General features: G+C 59.4%; 17 protein-coding genes. 9 read left to right on the plus strand and 8 right to left on the minus strand.

Going from position 1 to position 16,584, the window contains the following annotated elements; translation table 11 throughout:
• Positions 1–4 precede the first annotated feature (4 nt).
• From V6N02_RS11735 to V6N02_RS11765, 7 genes are all read right to left on the minus strand, one after another.
• Positions 5–1,939, minus strand: coding sequence for an AAA family ATPase (locus V6N02_RS11735; protein WP_371225769.1), 1,935 nt, complete (start codon positions 1,937–1,939; stop codon positions 5–7).
• Entirely contained in the window at positions 1,939–2,292 is a 354-nt protein-coding gene (locus V6N02_RS11740; RefSeq protein ID WP_371225770.1) for a hypothetical protein, read from the minus strand. Before V6N02_RS11740 ends, V6N02_RS11735 begins: the two co-directional genes overlap by 1 nt.
• A 67-nt stretch (positions 2,293–2,359) precedes the next feature.
• The gene (locus V6N02_RS11745) at positions 2,360–3,484 is read right to left on the minus strand and encodes a hypothetical protein (RefSeq protein WP_371225771.1); all 1,125 of its coding nucleotides are present in this window, start codon (positions 3,482–3,484) and stop codon (positions 2,360–2,362) included.
• Positions 3,481–4,107: a hypothetical protein gene (locus V6N02_RS11750; protein WP_371225772.1), complete on the minus strand. Its 627-nt coding sequence runs from the start codon at positions 4,105–4,107 to the stop codon at positions 3,481–3,483. Before V6N02_RS11750 ends, V6N02_RS11745 begins: the two co-directional genes overlap by 4 nt.
• Positions 4,104–4,376 carry a hypothetical protein gene (locus tag V6N02_RS11755; RefSeq protein ID WP_371225773.1) on the minus strand — a complete coding sequence of 91 codons (273 nt, stop codon included), beginning with the start codon at positions 4,374–4,376 and terminating at the stop codon, positions 4,104–4,106. Before V6N02_RS11755 ends, V6N02_RS11750 begins: the two co-directional genes overlap by 4 nt.
• Positions 4,369–4,536, minus strand: coding sequence for a hypothetical protein (locus V6N02_RS11760; RefSeq protein ID WP_371225774.1), 168 nt, complete (start codon positions 4,534–4,536; stop codon positions 4,369–4,371). The genes V6N02_RS11755 and V6N02_RS11760 overlap by 8 nt, the downstream gene beginning before the upstream one ends.
• 3 nt (positions 4,537–4,539) lie before the next feature.
• Positions 4,540–5,616, minus strand: coding sequence for a hypothetical protein (locus tag V6N02_RS11765; protein ID WP_371225775.1), 1,077 nt, complete (start codon positions 5,614–5,616; stop codon positions 4,540–4,542).
• A gap of 203 nt (positions 5,617–5,819) precedes the next feature.
• On the opposite strand from V6N02_RS11765, the gene V6N02_RS11770 reads away from it, so the two are divergent.
• Entirely contained in the window at positions 5,820–6,905 is a 1,086-nt protein-coding gene (locus V6N02_RS11770; RefSeq protein ID WP_371225776.1) for a P1 family peptidase, read from the plus strand.
• Here V6N02_RS11770 and V6N02_RS11775 read toward each other — a convergent pair.
• Entirely contained in the window at positions 6,902–7,801 is a 900-nt protein-coding gene (locus V6N02_RS11775; RefSeq protein ID WP_371225777.1) for a LysR family transcriptional regulator, read from the minus strand. The two genes, V6N02_RS11770 and V6N02_RS11775, sit on opposite strands and share 4 nt — an antisense overlap.
• Positions 7,802–7,926: 125 nt before the next feature.
• Between V6N02_RS11775 and V6N02_RS11780 the strand changes: the two genes are divergently transcribed.
• From V6N02_RS11780 to V6N02_RS11815, 8 genes are all read left to right on the plus strand, one after another.
• The gene (locus V6N02_RS11780) at positions 7,927–9,270 is read left to right on the plus strand and encodes an NAD(P)/FAD-dependent oxidoreductase (RefSeq protein ID WP_371225778.1); all 1,344 of its coding nucleotides are present in this window, start codon (positions 7,927–7,929) and stop codon (positions 9,268–9,270) included.
• 76 nt (positions 9,271–9,346) lie between these two features.
• Entirely contained in the window at positions 9,347–10,387 is a 1,041-nt protein-coding gene (locus V6N02_RS11785; RefSeq protein WP_371225779.1) for an ABC transporter substrate-binding protein, read from the plus strand.
• A gap of 71 nt (positions 10,388–10,458) precedes the next feature.
• Positions 10,459–11,544 (plus strand): ABC transporter ATP-binding protein, encoded by a 1,086-nt coding sequence (locus V6N02_RS11790; RefSeq protein ID WP_371225780.1) that lies wholly within the window; start codon positions 10,459–10,461, stop codon positions 11,542–11,544.
• Complete coding sequence (locus tag V6N02_RS11795; protein WP_371225781.1) at positions 11,544–12,431, plus strand: ABC transporter permease; 888 nt, start codon at positions 11,544–11,546, stop codon at positions 12,429–12,431. Before V6N02_RS11790 ends, V6N02_RS11795 begins: the two co-directional genes overlap by 1 nt.
• Position 12,432: 1 nt before the next feature.
• On the plus strand, positions 12,433–13,257 hold the full coding sequence (locus V6N02_RS11800) for an ABC transporter permease (RefSeq protein WP_371225782.1): 825 nt from the start codon (positions 12,433–12,435) through the stop codon (positions 13,255–13,257).
• Positions 13,258–13,263: 6 nt separating this feature from the next.
• On the plus strand, positions 13,264–14,865 hold the full coding sequence (locus V6N02_RS11805) for a GMC family oxidoreductase (RefSeq protein ID WP_371225783.1): 1,602 nt from the start codon (positions 13,264–13,266) through the stop codon (positions 14,863–14,865).
• A complete protein-coding gene (locus tag V6N02_RS11810; protein ID WP_371225784.1) occupies positions 14,862–15,971 on the plus strand; it encodes a mandelate racemase/muconate lactonizing enzyme family protein in 1,110 nt (369 codons plus the stop codon). Before V6N02_RS11805 ends, V6N02_RS11810 begins: the two co-directional genes overlap by 4 nt.
• Positions 15,968–16,573: a class I SAM-dependent DNA methyltransferase gene (locus V6N02_RS11815; RefSeq protein ID WP_371225785.1), complete on the plus strand. Its 606-nt coding sequence runs from the start codon at positions 15,968–15,970 to the stop codon at positions 16,571–16,573. The genes V6N02_RS11810 and V6N02_RS11815 overlap by 4 nt, the downstream gene beginning before the upstream one ends.
• Positions 16,574–16,584 lie beyond the last annotated feature (11 nt).

Here is a 16,584-nt window from a genome sequence, read left to right on the forward strand (position 1 = left end):
CAAATCACCCCTTCCCCTCCAGATACCGCCGCTTCGCCTCTTCCATACGGCCCATTTCGCGGACGGCGTTTTCAATCGCCACCTCGTCGGACTTGTCGGCATAGCGGAATTCGGAATCGGCGTAGCGGTTGATCTCTTGAATCACCATCTCGATGGTGATCGGCTGGCGCAGGTCCGAGATCATGGCCAGTTTCTCGTCATAGGTTTTGAACAGGAACAGATCGGGGTTCTCCATCCATTCATCGGGCAGCTCAAAATCCATCGCGCGCACTTTCACCGCGTCAGTGATGTTCTTGATGGCGCGCCCGGTGAAGCGGTCATCGGCCTGTTGGATACCCTTCAGATAGGTGCCCATCTTGGCGATGGTGTCCAACTCCCCAAGCTCGCCCGCGACACGGTCCCAGACGGTCAGCAGCCCATCTTCATGGGGCTTGCCATGGGATTCGAAACTGGCGGCAACGGCCTTTTTAATTTCCTGCGCCGCGAACACCTCGTGATCGCCCAGCGGGATGTCGTGGTTCTTGCCCATCAGCAGGTGCAGGATGTCGATGTAATCCTCGCGCGTTTGCGGGCCATCGACCAGAAACCGCGCCCCGGCGCGTTGGCGCAGGGCGTCATCGACATTTTCGGGGTAGTTACTGAACATGCCAAAGGTGCAATTGCCGCGCACCACGGTGTTGGCGCCCGAAAAGCTTTCCATCAGAACGGCGGTGATCTCGAGTTGACCCGCCGAAGACTGCCGGTCACCGCGTTTCCCGGCCAACTGGTCAATATCGTCAACCGTGCCAAAGCCGATCACCGTGGGGTCAATCACCGTGTTGATGAAATCCTTGGCGTTCTGGCCCGATTTGCCCTGATAGCTGTCGATGCTTTCCGTGCTCAGGTTGGAATAGCGGAACGGATAACCCGCGTTGTTGCAATAGTCGTTGATCAGCCCCGCCATCATCTGGATCAGCGTGGTTTTCCCGGTGCCCGGCTTGCCATCACCCATGAAGGTAAAGATGAAGCCACCCAGTTCGGCGAAAGGGTTGAGGCGGCGGTCAAAGTCGTACGCCATCAGCATCTTGGACAGCTTCAATGCTTGGTATTTGGCGATATGGTTGCCGACGACCTCGTTGGGTTTCTTGAAGGTCATCGTCAGCGTGGTGGATTTCGCCTTGGCCGAGGGGGTGAAACCCTGCACGGTGAAATCATCCGCCTCGACCTGCCATGTGGCGCCTGTGAAGGCGCCCAGGCGGCCCGCGTTTTGGGCGCGCAGGGCGACCTTTTCCATCAGCTGTTCGGCAAAGGCGGCCACTGTCGCCACAAGGCGGGCGTCATCGGGGGCGTGTTTGGCAATGTCCTGATCCATTTCCCAAAGTGCGCCATGCAGGGCCAGTTGGGCGTTGTCGGTCAGAATCTCTTCGACCTCGCCCACCTCGACACTGACCTCGCTGCCATGCGGGCCCAGCAAGAAAGCCGTGGCATTGCCGAAGACATGCAGGGTGGCCAACGCTTCGGCCCCCAGCAATTCGGTGAATTCGGTCTTGCGATCTGCTGGTAGAGACCCGGCCAGATTGGCACGGCGCAGATCGCCCAAACCGGTGGCCTCGGCGTAGTTTTCACCCACCGCCAACGCAATCGCCAGCGCCCGGCGTAGGGCGTGCATCACTGTGGCTTGTAAGGGCGAGACCAGCGGGTCATCCCCGTCTGCCGCCCCGATCCGCTCAATCAGATGCACCCCTTCGGGGCGCGCAGTCGAGCGGGTCACCAGGCCTGGCGTGGTATTGCGGAACCGGCGACGGGTGCCAATACCTGAGGAGCGTTCCGTTGACGCGGTTTCCGAGGTTTTGCCGATCCGCGGCGTATGGTCAAAACCTTCGAGTATCGCCACGGCGCCCTCGTAATGCTTTGCAATGTCGCTCTCACGCAGTTCCATCGTGTCGGATGTCAGACTCATTACTTTCCCTCGTGAAAATCTTTTATTTCAGCAAAATAGCGTTCCATAAGCTCAATATCCTTTACATTAGGATTGGCTTTCCGTGAATCGTACTCGAGCCTATCGCAAACAGGAAATGGTGACCTTTTCCTTGTTTTTTTGGTATACCAATCGTTAATCCCTTCAAGAAGCTTGCCGTTTGCAGCCATATCCATCCCCCAGACGAGTGTGGCAAAACTATCGTAACTTTCGTCGGCAAAAAACATGCCAGAGTGTGAAGTCACATGCTCCAAAAGCTGAAGCAATCTGCTGATGCCGCCCTCGATTACTATGTCGTTGCTGCATAGTGTCTTAGCTTTATCGTCTGATTGCATGTAACAAACCCCGATCTTTCATCGTCCCAATATACTCGTGCCGCAGGCATGGTCCGGCACGGACCATTCAATATCGCAGCACTTTGCCCCCCGGGCTGACCACGAATTTCGTCACCGAGGCAAAACCCGGCGGGTTCTTTTCGGCCAGCACCTGATAGGGGCGTTCGGGCAGGATGATGGCGCGCTCCATGCGGGTGGCGCCGGTGTCAGCCCCCTTCCCTGAGAAGGGATCAAGGGCAAACACCTCGCGCTCCACGCTGCCGAACCAGCCCGAGGGTTCTTCGATCACCCGTTCGCTTTCCAGCACCTCATCGGTCCAGGCCAAGGCCCAATCCTGCCCCTCTGGCGCACGCGCCTCGGCCAGAACATCGCGCAGGGGGCCGGATTGGCGGGTAAAGCTGTGCGAATACATTGGCCCCAGATGAAGGCGGCGCAGGCGCTTGGGGTGAAGATCGTCAAACGCCTCGTCAAACCCCTTGGCGATGGTCAGCAGTTTCAGCCCGCCAAGGGATTGCCCCATCATATGGGCCTGCACTTCGGGCCAGCGGCGGCCGTCCTTGGGCAGCGAGGTGCGCCCGGTATCCTCAAGCTCCATCAGGTAGACTGTGGGCAGGTTGACCTGACTGTCATAGACCGCCCAATGCACCAGATAACGGCGACGGTCATCTAGCCCGCTGAGCCAGATGATCTGCGGATCATTGCGCGCCCAGAACAGGTGCCCCTTGATCAGCTCTTCGTAATACAGCCGCTGAGACATGGCGAACTGAAGCTTGGTTGGGATTTGCCGCTGACTGATGATCTGTTCGACCATCTGTTGTTTCAGCTCGGCAGCCGAGGACAGGTTCTCCAAATGCTGACGGGCCTGTTGGGCATCATTGGCCATGACCAGCAATTCGTTGAACACCGGAAAGCCGCTTTCATGGGTGTCCATCGACATTGACCCAAAGAAATGCCCGGTGTCGCGCCCGACCAGCAGATATTTCATCGACAGCGCGCGGAAGGTAAAGGCGATGCCTTGGACATAGGTGGTCAGGATTTCCACCTCGTCCTTGCTGAGGTCACCCTCGGCCTGCATCACGGCGGCCACGCGATTGAGATAGCTGGTGATCTTTTCGAACTTCGCGAAATAGCGGCGAGATGCGAAGACATCCTTGAGGGCCGCGTGATCCTTGCTGGGCGTGTGATCGGTCATTTGGCACCTTTTGCGTCAATCGCGGCCCGTTCGGCCATATCGGCGCGCAAAGGCACCTGCGCCGGTTGGCCCAGAACCAGATCGGCCAGCCGGTGATCCGTGGCATCAATCGCGCGGTGCCAGGATTGGCGGGTCGTGCGCGGGGCAAATATCATCGCCGCAAGGTCCCCCAAGGACAGCAGCAGGCCCAGCGTCACACTCAGCACCCAAAGCAGGCCAATCGCCGCGACCGGCAACATCAGGGCCGAGGCGATCCCGGCAAACGCAGCCAGCGCCGCGGCCTGTATCAACGCCTCGCCCCAACTGACATCCAGAGCGGCGCGGCCAACAGCAGCACAGATCAGCCAGACGGTAACAAAAATCAGGATCAGCGCCCGGCCCGTAACCCGAAGCTTGGTGGATTTGACACCACTCACCGCCGGGTGGCGCGGGATCGGACGATACCCGGTGCGACGGCGGGCAATATCGGCAGCATGGTGGATCAGATCAATGACCATGAAAGCGGCCACAACCGCGCACAACAAAGGCGACCACCAATAGGCTAGCGCAGATACACCGGCATAGATCAACACACGGGCACACCACCCGCCCCAACTGGGGATCGGTACAGACTGCGCGCTCATCCGCCGCCTCCGCCGTCTCCGCCACTTACACCAGCATCGCCACCAGCGGTATCGCCGCCGCGACCATCGCCTACCATCATCATTGAAACGCCGTCGCCTTTGCCCTTCTGATCGGGTTGTGTGAAAATCATCCAGACAACCAGCAGAACGAACCCAGACGCGCCAACCCATCCAAGCCATCCAAACCCGGCAAGAAAGGCAGAAATACCGATAACACCGCTGGCGCAGGCGGCCAGGATCGGGATCAGGGACTCGGAGCGCTCAGCCACCGTCGCCGTCACCTTTCTTGCGCCCTGCGCCCAAAAAGAAAAGTCCAGCGGCTCCGAAAACGATGCCCAACAGGTTCACCCATCTGGGCACATCCATGACAAAAGACATCACCAGTGAGATCACGCAGAGCGCAATGAAGATAACGCCAAGGTTCTTCATAATTTAGCCCCCATAGGCGTTGGCGTCATGTTTCTCGATAATCTCGCCAAAGCGGCGGGCAAAGCGCTCGTCGGCCTTGGCTTTGGCTTCCAGCACCTCGCGCGCAAAGACCATGTGATCCTCGTGGGCTTCCATCATCTCGGCCATGCGTTGGTTGGTGGCGGCACCGATCCCGGCCATCGCAGATTGCGCTTCTTGGTCGGTCTGCACGCCAATCTCGTTGATCTGGTGGGCAACGTCCTGTTGCTGCGCGGTTTTCAGCGATTTGGTCAGGGCATCGTAGAGCACAACGCGCTGCTTGGTGTCGGTTTGCAGCTTGTTGATCAGCACCATCTGCGTCGCGGCCTGGTTCTGTAGGCTGTCCACCCAGGTCTTGCCCTTTTCGATGTAGCGTTCCAGCGTTTGCGACTTGGCCAGCTTGACCTGTTCGTCCTGCACCATCTGATTATACTTGGCGTTCATATCCGCCAGTTCGGTTTCCAGCTTGGTGCGCGCGGCGGCATCGGTTTCATTGGCGATCTTGTTTTCCAGCGCGATGATATCCGGGTCCATGCCCTGAATATCCGTGCGCAGGCTTTCCAGCTCGCCCACGGTAAACTCACGTTCATCCAGGGTTTCAGTCAGATTGTCCTGCACTTTGACCTTCTGTTCTTCGAGAACAGCCAACTGCCCTTCAAGCAACTGGGTGATCACGTCGGATTTCGAAATCAGGTCCTGCAACTTGTCGTCGATATTGGCGGTGCGGATGCGTTCCTGACGCATGCTATCGGCCTTGTGCTTGGAGAAGATACCCACAAAGCCTTCCCAGCCGGTCTTGTTGCGCATCTCGTCAAAGTCTTTCGAGAACGCGGCAGTGACGTCGTCCAGCCCCATAATCAGTTCGGCAATGTTGGCGTTCATCACCTCGGTATGGGCATGGACATCCTCAAGCGTGGCGTTCTCGATGTCCATCATCGCGTCATCGCCGCTTTTGATCTTGGCGCGTGCGGTTTCAATCCGGCTGGTCAATTCCGCGATTTTTGACTGTGCTTCTTCCACCTGAGCCTGCGACTCGCGAACCTGTTGATCCAAATTGGCCATGCAATGCGTCCCTTTCCACAAAACAACTTTTCTTCATCAATATATGCACTTGAGCACCCGAGTCTAAGTGCAATTGCCGGAAAACGCTGCAAAATAAGGCCATTTTCGTCGTTTTCCGATGTTCAAAACAAGGTTTACAGGGCCGTCCGGCGTGGTGCAACAAGGATGCATCCCCCGGACCCCGCCGCAAAGGACACTCCATGATGCCCACGCCATCCGGCAAATCCCGCGCCCGCGATCTGGGCCTGCCTTTTCCCGGACAACCCGGCGCGCTGAATGCAATCACGGACGTGGCCGGGGTCGAGGTGGGTCTATGCACGCTGCGCGATCTCTCAAAAGGGCTGTGCACCGGGATCACTGCCATTCTGCCGCGCGGCAAGGCATCTACGCCCCGTCCAGTGCGGGCCGGGCAATTCACGCTGAACGGCAATGGCGAGATGACCGGCACGCATTGGATTCATGATGCGGGGCAGTTTCTGGGGCCGATCTGTATCACCAACACCCATAGCGTGGGGATGGTCCATCATGCCGCCACCCGATGGATGATCGACACTTATGACGACTATTTCCGCGACGAACATGCCTGGGCCATGCCGGTGGTGGCGGAAACCTATGACGGGGTGCTGAACGATATCAACGCCATGGCCGTTACGGTTGAGGATGCCATGAGCGCCCTGCGCTCGGCCACACCGGGGCCGGTGGCCGAAGGCGGCACCGGCGGTGGGGCGGGCATGATCTGTTACGAGTTCAAGGGAGGTACGGGCACGTCCTCGCGGCAGGTTGAGATTGGCGGGCAAGGCTACACGATCGGCGCTTTGGTGCAGGCCAATCACGGCATCCGCCCGTGGTTGAACGTACTCGGCAAACCCGTGGGCCAGACAATGACCGATCACCGGCTATTGGATCACGAAACCGGATCGATCATCGTGGTGCTGGCCACGGATGCGCCGCTCTCGCCCTTGTCGCTGCGCCATGTCGCGCGCCGTGCGGCTCTTGGCGTTGGGCGGGGCGGATCACCGGGCGGGAACAATTCCGGCGATATCTTTCTGGCGTTCTCGACGGTCGATGATGGCCCGCTGCAGGTCGACCCGCCTGCCCTTCTGACACGAACCGAATTGAACAATGACGGGCTAGACCCGCTTTACTTGGCAACCGTTGAAAGCGTGGAAGAGGCCGTGGTGAATGCGATGGTTGCGGGCGAGGATACGCCCACGTTCAAACCTGCAGGGCATGTCTGCAGGGCATTGGACGGGCCGGCGCTTGCCGCGTTGTTCGCCGCTGACAGTTAAACGGGTTCCGAGGCGGCGGCCAACCCTTCAAGGATTTGCGCGTGGATGCGCGCTGCGGCGATGCCAAGGGGGTGATCCCGCGAGGTGATCATGACCAGCTCGTGATAGATCGCCGGGGCAAATGGTCGCCAGATCACCCCATCCGACAGCGCCGCTTTGCCGTTTACCGGGTCGATGATGGACACGCCATCGCCCGCCGACACAAGGTTGCGGGCAATGGCATAGAAATAGCTCGACGCGTTGCGGCGCAGGGGAGCTTCGGCCTGGGCCATGACCTGATCCAGTTGACGATCAACCGGGTGATCGCCCGTCACCCCGATCACCGGGCGGGTTTGCAGAAGATCGGGAGAGATCAAATCATGCGCCGCCAACGGATCATCCTGCCGCATGATGCAGACGCATTTCATCCGGAACAGTTGCGCCGACAGCCCCGCCACTGGCACCGGCGCGTCGATCAGACCGATATCGACCTGTCGACTGGTGACCCAGGATGCGATCTGACGGGAGGAGCGCACGCGCATGTCAATGAAGGTGCCGGGGTAATCGCGTTGAAACTGGGCCACCATCTGGGGCAGGAAATTGATCGACATCGCGCCATTGGTGGCAATGATAATGCCCCCCGTGGCCCCCGAGCGGATGTCGTCCGACCGTTGTTCGATCCGCGCCAGTGAATCCAACCCGCGCCGCACTTCGTCATGCAATAACGTCGCCTCATTCGTTGGGGCAAAGAATCCGCGGTCGCGATGAAACAGACGATAGCCCAGATCCTCTTCAAGATTGGACAAGGCAATGCTGACCGCAGGTTGGGACAAGTTCAGCCTTTGAGCCGCGCGCGACACGGACCCCGCTTCGATCAACGCATTGAAGACTTCAAGGTGGCGCAGCTTGAGGCGCATCGCTCGACTCACTTATATAAAAAAATCGAATACAAGTATTCAGCATATTAAATTGATAAATTCAAACCCCCTGACTACCGTCGTTGGACGGGGGGTTTGCAACCCTTGCACCAACGGGGGGATCCATGGCGCGGCAGAGCACGCAAACGAACGGCAGTGCAGTCTGGCAGAAAGGCTGGTCTGACCAGTCCTATTGGCTGGATGGCATGGGGCCGCAGCCAGATTTGCCAAATGACCTGCCGGATCAGGCGGATGTCGTGATTGTGGGCTCGGGCTATACCGGGCTGAACGCGGCGATTGAAACCGCGCGCGGCGGCAAATCCACCCTGGTACTGGAGGCCGGCATCCCCGGTTTTGGGTGCAGCACCCGCAATGGCGGACAGATCAGCACCTCGATCAAACCTTCTCTGGACAAGCTGAAGGCCAAGTATGGGACTGAACGCGGCGCGGCGATCCGTCAGGAAGGTGAGACCGCGCTGGAGTGGATCGAACAACGCATCTCCGAGGAAAAGATTGACTGCGACTTCCGCCGGGTAGGTCGCTTTCACGGCGCGCATACCCCGGGGTTTTACGACGAGTTGGCCCACGACGCGGACAAGATCAGCAGCACCGAAGGGATCGAAGCCTACGCGGTGCCCCGCGCCGAGCAGATGTCTGAACTGGGCAGTGACAACTATCATGGCGGGGTTGTCTTCCCGCGCCATGCGGCAGTTGATCCGGCACGCTATCATCTGGGGTTACTGAACAGCGCCATGGAAGCGGGGGCAGAGGTGCGGGGAAACTGTGCCGTGACCGGCATCACCCGCCGCCCTGTGGGATTCGAAATCGAGACTGAAAAAGGCAAAGTGCGGGCCGGTCAGGTGATCGTGGCCACCAATGGCTATACCACCGCGGCCACCCCCTGGCTGCGCCGGCGAGTCATCCCCATTGGCAGCTATATTATCGCAACCGAAACTTTGCCGAAGGAGTTGATCGACCGCCTGTCCCCAAAGGACCGCATCGCCAGTGATAGCCGAAAGGTGGTCTATTACTTCCGTGCCTCGCCAGATCGCACGCGTATCCTGTTCGGTGGACGGGTCTCGGCCAATGAAACCGACCCGACGATCAGCGGCCCCCGCCTGTTCGAGGATATGTGCCGGGTGTTCCCGGATTTGCGCGGCTATCAGATTTCCCACTCCTGGATGGGCACCGTGGCCTACACATTTGACGAGCTGGCCCATACCGGCACCCATGACGGAGTGCATTACGCGCTGGGCTATTGCGGTTCAGGCGTGTCGATGGCCAGCTATCTGGGCATGCGCGCTGGTCAGAAAGTGCTGGGCCTGAAAGAGGGCCAGACTGCGTTTGACGATCTGCCCTTCCCCACCCGCCCGCTTTACACCGGCACACCATGGTTCCTGCCCCCGGTCGTCGCGTGGTACCGCTGGCGCGACCGGATGCAATACCAGCGCAGCATGGCGACTGGATAACTGACAACCGGGCGGTTGCATCGCCACGACCCCCGGATCGCTACAAAGGCGACAGACAACAACAGAGGAGATTATCATGAAAAAGACAATAACACTCACATTGGCCGGTGCACTGATGGCCACCACGGCCTGGGCGATGGACAAGGAAATCACCATCGCGTCTTGGGGCGGCTCGTACCAGGACGCGCAGTCCAAGGCGCTGTTCGAACCGGCCGAGGCGAATACCGGCATCAAGGTCAATCAGGAAACCTATGGTGGCATGTCAGATGTGCGCCTTCAGGTCTCGTCGGGTCAGGTGACACTGGATATCGTCGCCTCGGGTTCGGGTTCGGCCGCACGCGCAGCAGCCGAAGGGCTTCTGGAACCGCTGGATTATGACGTCATTGACGTCTCGACCTTCTATCCCGGCCTTTACTCCGACTATTGCGTGGGCGGCGACGTGTTCTCGACCGTCTATGCCTGGAACACCGACACTTATGGCGAAGACGGGCCACAAAGCTGGGCCGATTTCTTTGATGTCGAGAAATTCCCCGGCACCCGCGCCTATCGCGGCAAAGTGGCGGGCGCGCTGGAAGGCGCGTTGATGGCCGATGGCGTGGCCCCCGGGGATGTCTATGACGTGTTGGGCAGCGAAGAGGGCATTGAGCGCGCGATTGACAAGATCCGCGAGTTGAAACCACATATCTCGGTGTTCTGGACTTCGGGCGCGCAGCACGCGCAGCTGATGAAAGATGGCGAGGTCGACATGACCACCGGCTGGAATGGGCGTTTTGACAACGCCAAGAAAGACGGGGCCAAGGTCGCCTACAGCTATAACCAGGCCCTGTTGGACTATGACTGCTTTGCCATCCCCAAGGGTGCACCCAACAAGGATGTGGCGATGGAATTCCTGAACGAGATTTCCAAGGCAGAATATCAGGACGATCTGCCCAAGTGGATCACCTATGGTCCGACAAACAAGGCGGCCTATGAGACCGGCGAGATCAGTGCGGATATGGCGGCGGCCCTGCCTTCATCGCCCGAGAACGCAGCGATGCAGCTTCCTGTCTCGCTTGAGTGGTATGCGGAGTGGGAGACCATCGCTGCAGAGATGTATCAGGAAATGCTGACTGAGTGATCGGCAGATCAGGATACACTGGCTGCGGGCGAAATTACGCGCCCGCAGCCCCATAGGACAGGGACAGATCATTGACCAACACACCGCAGGATGCGCTGCCGATAACAGTGCGCAATGTCACCAAGACCTATGGCAAGGTTTTCGCACTGGACGACGTCTCGCTGGATGTCAAAAGTGGCGAGTTCCTCACGCTGCTTGGCCCGTCCGGGTCGGGCAAGACGACCTTGTTGATGGTGCTTGCAGGCTTCACCCGTCCCGATCAGGGCAGCCTGAAATTTGGCGACGCCGAAATGATCCGCAAGCCGCCCCATCTGCGCGATGTGGGCATGGTGTTTCAGAACTACGCCTTGTTCCCGCACATGACCGTGGCGGGCAATGTGGCCTATCCGCTGCGCCTGCGCAAAGTGGCGAAATCCGAAATGGACGCCCGGGTGGAAAAAGCCCTCGAGACCGTGCAGCTTGGCGGGTTTGGCGATCGAGGGATTGACCAACTGTCCGGCGGGCAGAAACAGCGCGTTGCGCTGGCGCGCTCGATTGTGTTTGAACCCCGCATTCTGCTGATGGACGAACCCCTGTCGGCGCTGGATAAAAAACTGCGCGACCGGATGCAGATCGAGCTGCGCCACCTGCACGAACAGTTGGGCATGACCACGGTTTACGTCACCCATGACCAGCGCGAAGCGCTGACCATGTCCGACCGGATTGCGGTGGTGAACCATGGACGGATCATGCAACTGGCCACGCCACAGCAGCTTTATGAGCAGCCAGAAGACAAATTCGTCGCGGATTTCATCGGCGACAGCACGTTTTTGAATGTCGCCCGCGATGGTGATGCTTTGATCGCGGCCGGTGTGGCCCTGAAAACCTCGCGGCCGATCCCCGATGCTGCGGAACTGTCCCTGATGCTGCGGCCTGAACGGGTCAGCCTGCTGGACGGGGAGGGAGACAATGCAAACGTCTTTGATGCCACAGTCACCGAACTGGTCTATCAGGGTGAGAGTTTTCTGCTCTATGCCCGATTGGCCGACGGCACCGAACTGGCCGTGCGTGGCGCGATGCGCGCAGGCACGTTCCAGACCCTGCCCAGCGTAAGCGATACCGTCAAACTGACCCTTGATCCGGCAGATACGGTGATCATCGCCGGGGGAGATGCCTGATGGCGGTGACCGACATCAACGCAAGCGGATTGCGCAATGACGAGCGGATGGAACGCTGGAAGCTGTTTGGCCTGTCCTCCCCGGCGCTGTTGATTGTTCTGGTGATCCTGGTGATCCCGACAGGCTGGCTGTTTTACGTCAGCTTCATTGGGGCCGATGGCAGCTTCTCGATGGAAAACTACGAGCGGATGATCAAGCGCAAATCCTATGCGCGGATTTTCCAGACCACGTTTGAGGTCAGCCTGCTGACCACCGGCCTGTGCATTCTGATCGGGTATCCGCTGGCCTATTTCATGTCACAACTACCCACCAAGTGGGCCAACCTGTGCCTGATCACCGTGCTGCTGCCGTTCTGGACATCGCTTCTGGTGCGCACCTATGCGTGGCTCGTGCTGTTGCAAAAGCGCGGGTTGGTGAATGACTGGGCCATCGGGTTGGGCCTTTGGGACGAACCAATAAAGATGGTGCACAACATGAACGGGACGCTGATCGGTATGGTGCATATCATGCTGCCCTTCCTGATCCTGCCGGCTTATGGCGCGATGCGCGCGATTGATCGCGACTACATGAAAGCGGCCTCGAACCTTGGGGCCAGCCCAACAAAGGCATTCTGGACAGTCTTCCTGCCGCTCTCGACCCCGGGCCTGCTGGCCGGATCGCTGATGGTGTTCATCCTGTGCCTTGGCTTTTTCGTCACCCCCGCGGTGCTGGGTGGCGGCAAGGTGATCCTGGTGTCGATGAAGATCGTCTCGAACATCGAGCTGTTCGTGAACTGGGGCGCAGCCAGCGCATTGGGTGTGGTGTTGTTGGTGCTGACGATGGCGGTGTTGTGGATCGCCTCGCGCTTTATCCGGCTTGAACAGATGACCGGCGGCGGAGGGCATTGATATGATGGGATGGCTTCGCTCTCCGGCTTCGGAAACACAGGTCAGCCATGGCGGGCGGATGTGGCTTTATGTGACATCCGTGATTACCATGATCCTGCTGGTGATCCCGACCTTTATCGTGATCCCGATGTCTTTCTCGGACAGCCAGTATCTGGAATTCCCACCCGAAACCTGGTCACTGAGATGGTACAGGAATTACTTTGGCTCGGACGAATGGATGAACGCCACGGCCACGTCCCTCAAGGCGGCGTTTCTGACCATGCTGGTGGCAACACCGGTCGGCGTTCTGGCCGCCTATGGACTGCATGCCTCGAAAGTGCCGTTCATCCGGGTGGCGTTCGTTCTGCTGATTACGCCGATGATGGTGCCCGTGGTGCTGATCGCGATTGGCGCGTTTTATGCCTATGTGAAACTGCAAATTCTCTACACGATGACCGGGCTGGTTCTGGCGCATACATTGCTGGCCATTCCGCTGGTGGTGATCGTGACGGGATCGGCATTGAAAAGCTATGACATGAACCAGGAAAACGCCGCGCGGTCCCTTGGGGCACCGCGATGGAAGGCCTTTCTGACGATTACCTTGCCGCAGATACGATTTGCCGTTGTCACCAGCGCGCTTTTGGCGTTTCTAACCTCATTCGATGAGGTGGTGATCGCGATGTTTGTATCCGGTGGGGACAACCCGACATTAACGCGCAACATGTTCAACGCGCTGCGGGATCAGATTGATCCGACGATTGCGTCGATCTCGACCCTGATGATCGGGGTGACGACGTTGATGATGGCGCTCGCGGTGATCTTTGGCCGCGACAAGACCGGCAAGTAAGACCCGATGGCGTTTGACTATGTAATCGTCGGCGCAGGCTCGGCGGGCGCGGCCTTGGCGGCGCGGTTGAGCGAGGATGCGAGCGTGCGCGTTCTGTTGCTTGAGGCAGGCGGGCGCGCACGCCACCCGTGGGTCAATATCCCGATCGGGTATGGCAAGACTTTCTACGATGCACGCTTCAACTGGAAATACACCACCGAGCCTGAACCGCATTTGAATGACCGCCCGATGTACTGGCCCCGCGGCAAGGGGCTGGGCGGGTCCTCGGCGATTAATGCGATGGTCTATGTGCGCGGGCACAAGACGGATTTCGACGAATGGGGGCCGGGCTGGCGCTGGGATGACGTGGCGCCTGTGTTCCGCCGGATGGAGGATTGGCAGGGTCCGGCCCATCCTGATCGCGGGACCGGCGGGCCGCTGAGCATCACCGATATGACCGGTGCCATGCATCCCCTGACCCAAGCCTATATCGAGGGCGCGGGCGAGGCCGGGATTCCCCACAACACTGACTACAACGCCGATAAGATGGAAGGCGCGGCCTATTATCAGATTACCACGCGGGGCGGCCAACGCGCCTCGACTGCGCAGGCCTATCTGAAACCAGCCGCAGGGCGGGCAAACCTGCAGATCGAAACCGGCGCGATGATGCAGCGTGTGGTGTTTGACGGTCAGCGTGCCAGCGGTGTGGAATACACCCGAAACGGCGCTACCCATGTGGCCAAAGCTGCGCACGAAGTGATCCTGTGCGGCGGGGCGATCAACACGCCACAACTTTTGCAGCTGTCTGGCATCGGCCCCGGTGCGCTCTTGCAAAAGTTGGGGATCGAAGTGGTGCAGGACACCCCGCATGTGGGCCAGAACCTGATGGACCATCTGGGCGTCGACTTCCTGTTTTCCGCCACCCAGCCCAGCCTCAATCAGGTGCTGCGCCCGTGGTGGGGCAAGGGGCTGGCCGGGCTACAGTACATTCTGACGCGCAAAGGTCCGCTGGCGATGAGCCTCAATCAGGGCGGCGGGTTCGTGCGATTGCAAGAGGGCGATGGCCCGCCCGATCTGCAGCTTTACTTCTCACCGCTCAGCTACAGCCGTGCCCCGGCCGGTGTGCGCCCGTTGATGAACCCCGATCCCTTTCCAGCCTTCCGGCTGGGATTTAACCCGTGCAAACCCACCAGTGCAGGATATGTAGCAATCCGCTCACCCGACCCAAGCGACGCGCCTGAGATGCAGGGCAACTACCTGTCTACGGATGAAGATTGCGCCATGATGATCCGCGGCTTCCGCCTGATGCGGCGCATGGCCATGGCCCCTGCCCTGCAACGGATCACCAAGGCCGAATTGGAACCCGGTCCGGATATCGAAAGCGACGCCGATATCCTGGACCACATTCGCGGCGACAGCTGGACCGTGTTCCACCAATGCGGCACCGCCCGGATGGGTGACGACCCCGCGCAGTCAGTTGTCGACCAACGCCTGCGCGTGCATGGTGTCCAAGGCTTGCGCGTCGCCGATGCCTCGATCTTTCCGACGATCCCGTCGGGCAATACCAACGCGCCCGCCATCATGGTGGGCGAAAAAGCAGCCGATATCATCCGGGAGGACGCCAGATGAAACTGAAGTCTATTGAGAGTTTCACAAACGAATTCGTCGGCTTTGTCCGCGTGACCATGGAGGATGGCAGCCAGGGCTGGGGGCAGGTCTCGACCTATCATTCCGACATCACCTGTCAGGTGCTGCACCGGCAGGTGGCCCCCTGGGTACTGGGCCAGGACACCAGCAATCTGGATGACCTTCTGGATCTCGTGGCCGAGCGGGAACATAAATTTCCGGGTTCTTACCTGCGCCGCGCCATGGGTGGGTTGGACACGGCGATCTGGGACATGCGCGGTAAACAGGCGGGCAAGCCGGTGGCCGAACTTCTGGGCGGCAGCGCGGGCACGATCCGGGCCTATGCCAGTTCAATGAAACGCGACATCACCCCGACGGACGAGGCCACGCGAATGAAACGCCTGCGCGACGCCCATGGTTTTGACGCCTTCAAGGTGCGCGCGGGGGCCGAGGTGGGCCGCAATGTCGATGAATGGCCGGGACGAACAGAGGAGATCATTCCAACCATGCGCCGCGAGATGGGTGATGACGTGGCCCTGCTGATTGATGCCAATAGCTGCTATTCGTCCGGCCGCGCGATTGAGGTCGGGCATATGCTGCAGGACCACGGGTTTTCACATTACGAAGAACCCTGCCCCTATTGGGAGATGGAGCAGACCAAACAGGTGACCGAGGCGCTGGAGATTGACGTGACCGGCGGCGAACAGGATTGCGATCTGCCGACATGGAAGCGGATGATCGACATGCGCGCCGTCGATATCGTGCAGCCCGATATCCTCTATCTCGGCGGGATCAGCCGGACCCTGCGGGTCTGCCGGATGGCGCAGGCAGCGGGCCTGCCGATCACACCCCATTGTGCCAACCACTCGCTGATCACGCTGTTCACCATGCACCTGCTGCGCGCCATTTCCGGCAAAGGCAAGTATCTGGAGTTTTCCATCGAAGAGTCAGATTACTACCCATGGCAATACGGGCTTTACACGCATGATCCCTATCAGATCGAGGACGGCCATGCCCGTGTCACCGATGCCCCCGGCTGGGGGATCGAGATCAGCCCCGATTGGCTGGCAAAATCAACCTATCAGATCAGTAGCGCCGAGGGGGCATGAGCACCGAAGCTGAGCAGATCATAGGGCTGTATCGACGGCATGCCGACGCATGGGTGAAACAGCGCGGGCATGCTCTGCCGGAACGAAAATGGCTTCAGAAATTCACCGACCTGTTGACACCGGGTGCCTCGGTTCTGGATCTTGGATGCGGCTTTGGAAGCCCCATTGGCCGCCACCTGCTGGACAATGGATTTCACGTAAGCGGCGTTGATAGCTCCCCAGAGCTGATTGCGATTGCAAGAGACTCTTTAACATCGGGCAACTGGACCGTTGGGGATATGCGGCAGTTGGCGCTCGACGAGCAATTTGGCGGCGTGATCGCCTGGAACAGCTTTTTCCACTTAACCCCTGATGACCAGCGCAAGATGTTTCGCGTGCTTCGCGAGCATTGCGCCAAAGAGGCCGCACTGATGTTCACCAGCGGGCCAAGCCACGGCGAGGCGATTGGTACGTTTGAGGGCGAACCTTTGTACCACTCAAGCCTTGATACTGCGGAATATGAAACACTGCTCGACAACCATGGCTTTGATGTGGTTGAGCATGCGATCGAAGATCCGGAGTGCGGTGGTCAAACGGTATGGCTGGCGCGTCGTATCGATTGACACGCACAACA

The organism is Roseovarius conchicola (genome assembly GCF_041403425.1).
GTDB lineage: Bacteria > Pseudomonadota > Alphaproteobacteria > Rhodobacterales > Rhodobacteraceae > Roseovarius > Roseovarius conchicola.

Excerpts from the sequence above, each read along its gene's own strand:
- V6N02_RS11745 (WP_371225771.1), bottom strand. The coding sequence starts at position 3,484 with ATGACCGATCACACGCCCAGCAAGGATCACGCGGCCCTCAAGGATGTC.
- V6N02_RS11740 (WP_371225770.1), bottom strand. The coding sequence starts at position 2,292 with ATGCAATCAGACGATAAAGCTAAGACACTATGCAGCAACGACATAGTA.
- V6N02_RS11815 (WP_371225785.1), top strand. The coding sequence starts at position 15,968 with ATGAGCACCGAAGCTGAGCAGATCATAGGGCTGTATCGACGGCATGCC.
- V6N02_RS11770 (WP_371225776.1), top strand. The coding sequence starts at position 5,820 with ATGCCCACGCCATCCGGCAAATCCCGCGCCCGCGATCTGGGCCTGCCT.
- V6N02_RS11760 (WP_371225774.1), bottom strand. The coding sequence starts at position 4,536 with ATGAAGAACCTTGGCGTTATCTTCATTGCGCTCTGCGTGATCTCACTG.
- V6N02_RS11800 (WP_371225782.1), top strand. The coding sequence starts at position 12,433 with ATGATGGGATGGCTTCGCTCTCCGGCTTCGGAAACACAGGTCAGCCAT.
- V6N02_RS11785 (WP_371225779.1), top strand. The coding sequence starts at position 9,347 with ATGAAAAAGACAATAACACTCACATTGGCCGGTGCACTGATGGCCACC.
- V6N02_RS11775 (WP_371225777.1), bottom strand. The coding sequence starts at position 7,801 with ATGCGCCTCAAGCTGCGCCACCTTGAAGTCTTCAATGCGTTGATCGAA.
- V6N02_RS11750 (WP_371225772.1), bottom strand. The coding sequence starts at position 4,107 with ATGAGCGCGCAGTCTGTACCGATCCCCAGTTGGGGCGGGTGGTGTGCC.
- V6N02_RS11805 (WP_371225783.1), top strand. The coding sequence starts at position 13,264 with ATGGCGTTTGACTATGTAATCGTCGGCGCAGGCTCGGCGGGCGCGGCC.
- V6N02_RS11735 (WP_371225769.1), bottom strand. The coding sequence starts at position 1,939 with ATGAGTCTGACATCCGACACGATGGAACTGCGTGAGAGCGACATTGCA.
- V6N02_RS11765 (WP_371225775.1), bottom strand. The coding sequence starts at position 5,616 with ATGGCCAATTTGGATCAACAGGTTCGCGAGTCGCAGGCTCAGGTGGAA.
- V6N02_RS11810 (WP_371225784.1), top strand. The coding sequence starts at position 14,862 with ATGAAACTGAAGTCTATTGAGAGTTTCACAAACGAATTCGTCGGCTTT.
- V6N02_RS11780 (WP_371225778.1), top strand. The coding sequence starts at position 7,927 with ATGGCGCGGCAGAGCACGCAAACGAACGGCAGTGCAGTCTGGCAGAAA.
- V6N02_RS11795 (WP_371225781.1), top strand. The coding sequence starts at position 11,544 with ATGGCGGTGACCGACATCAACGCAAGCGGATTGCGCAATGACGAGCGG.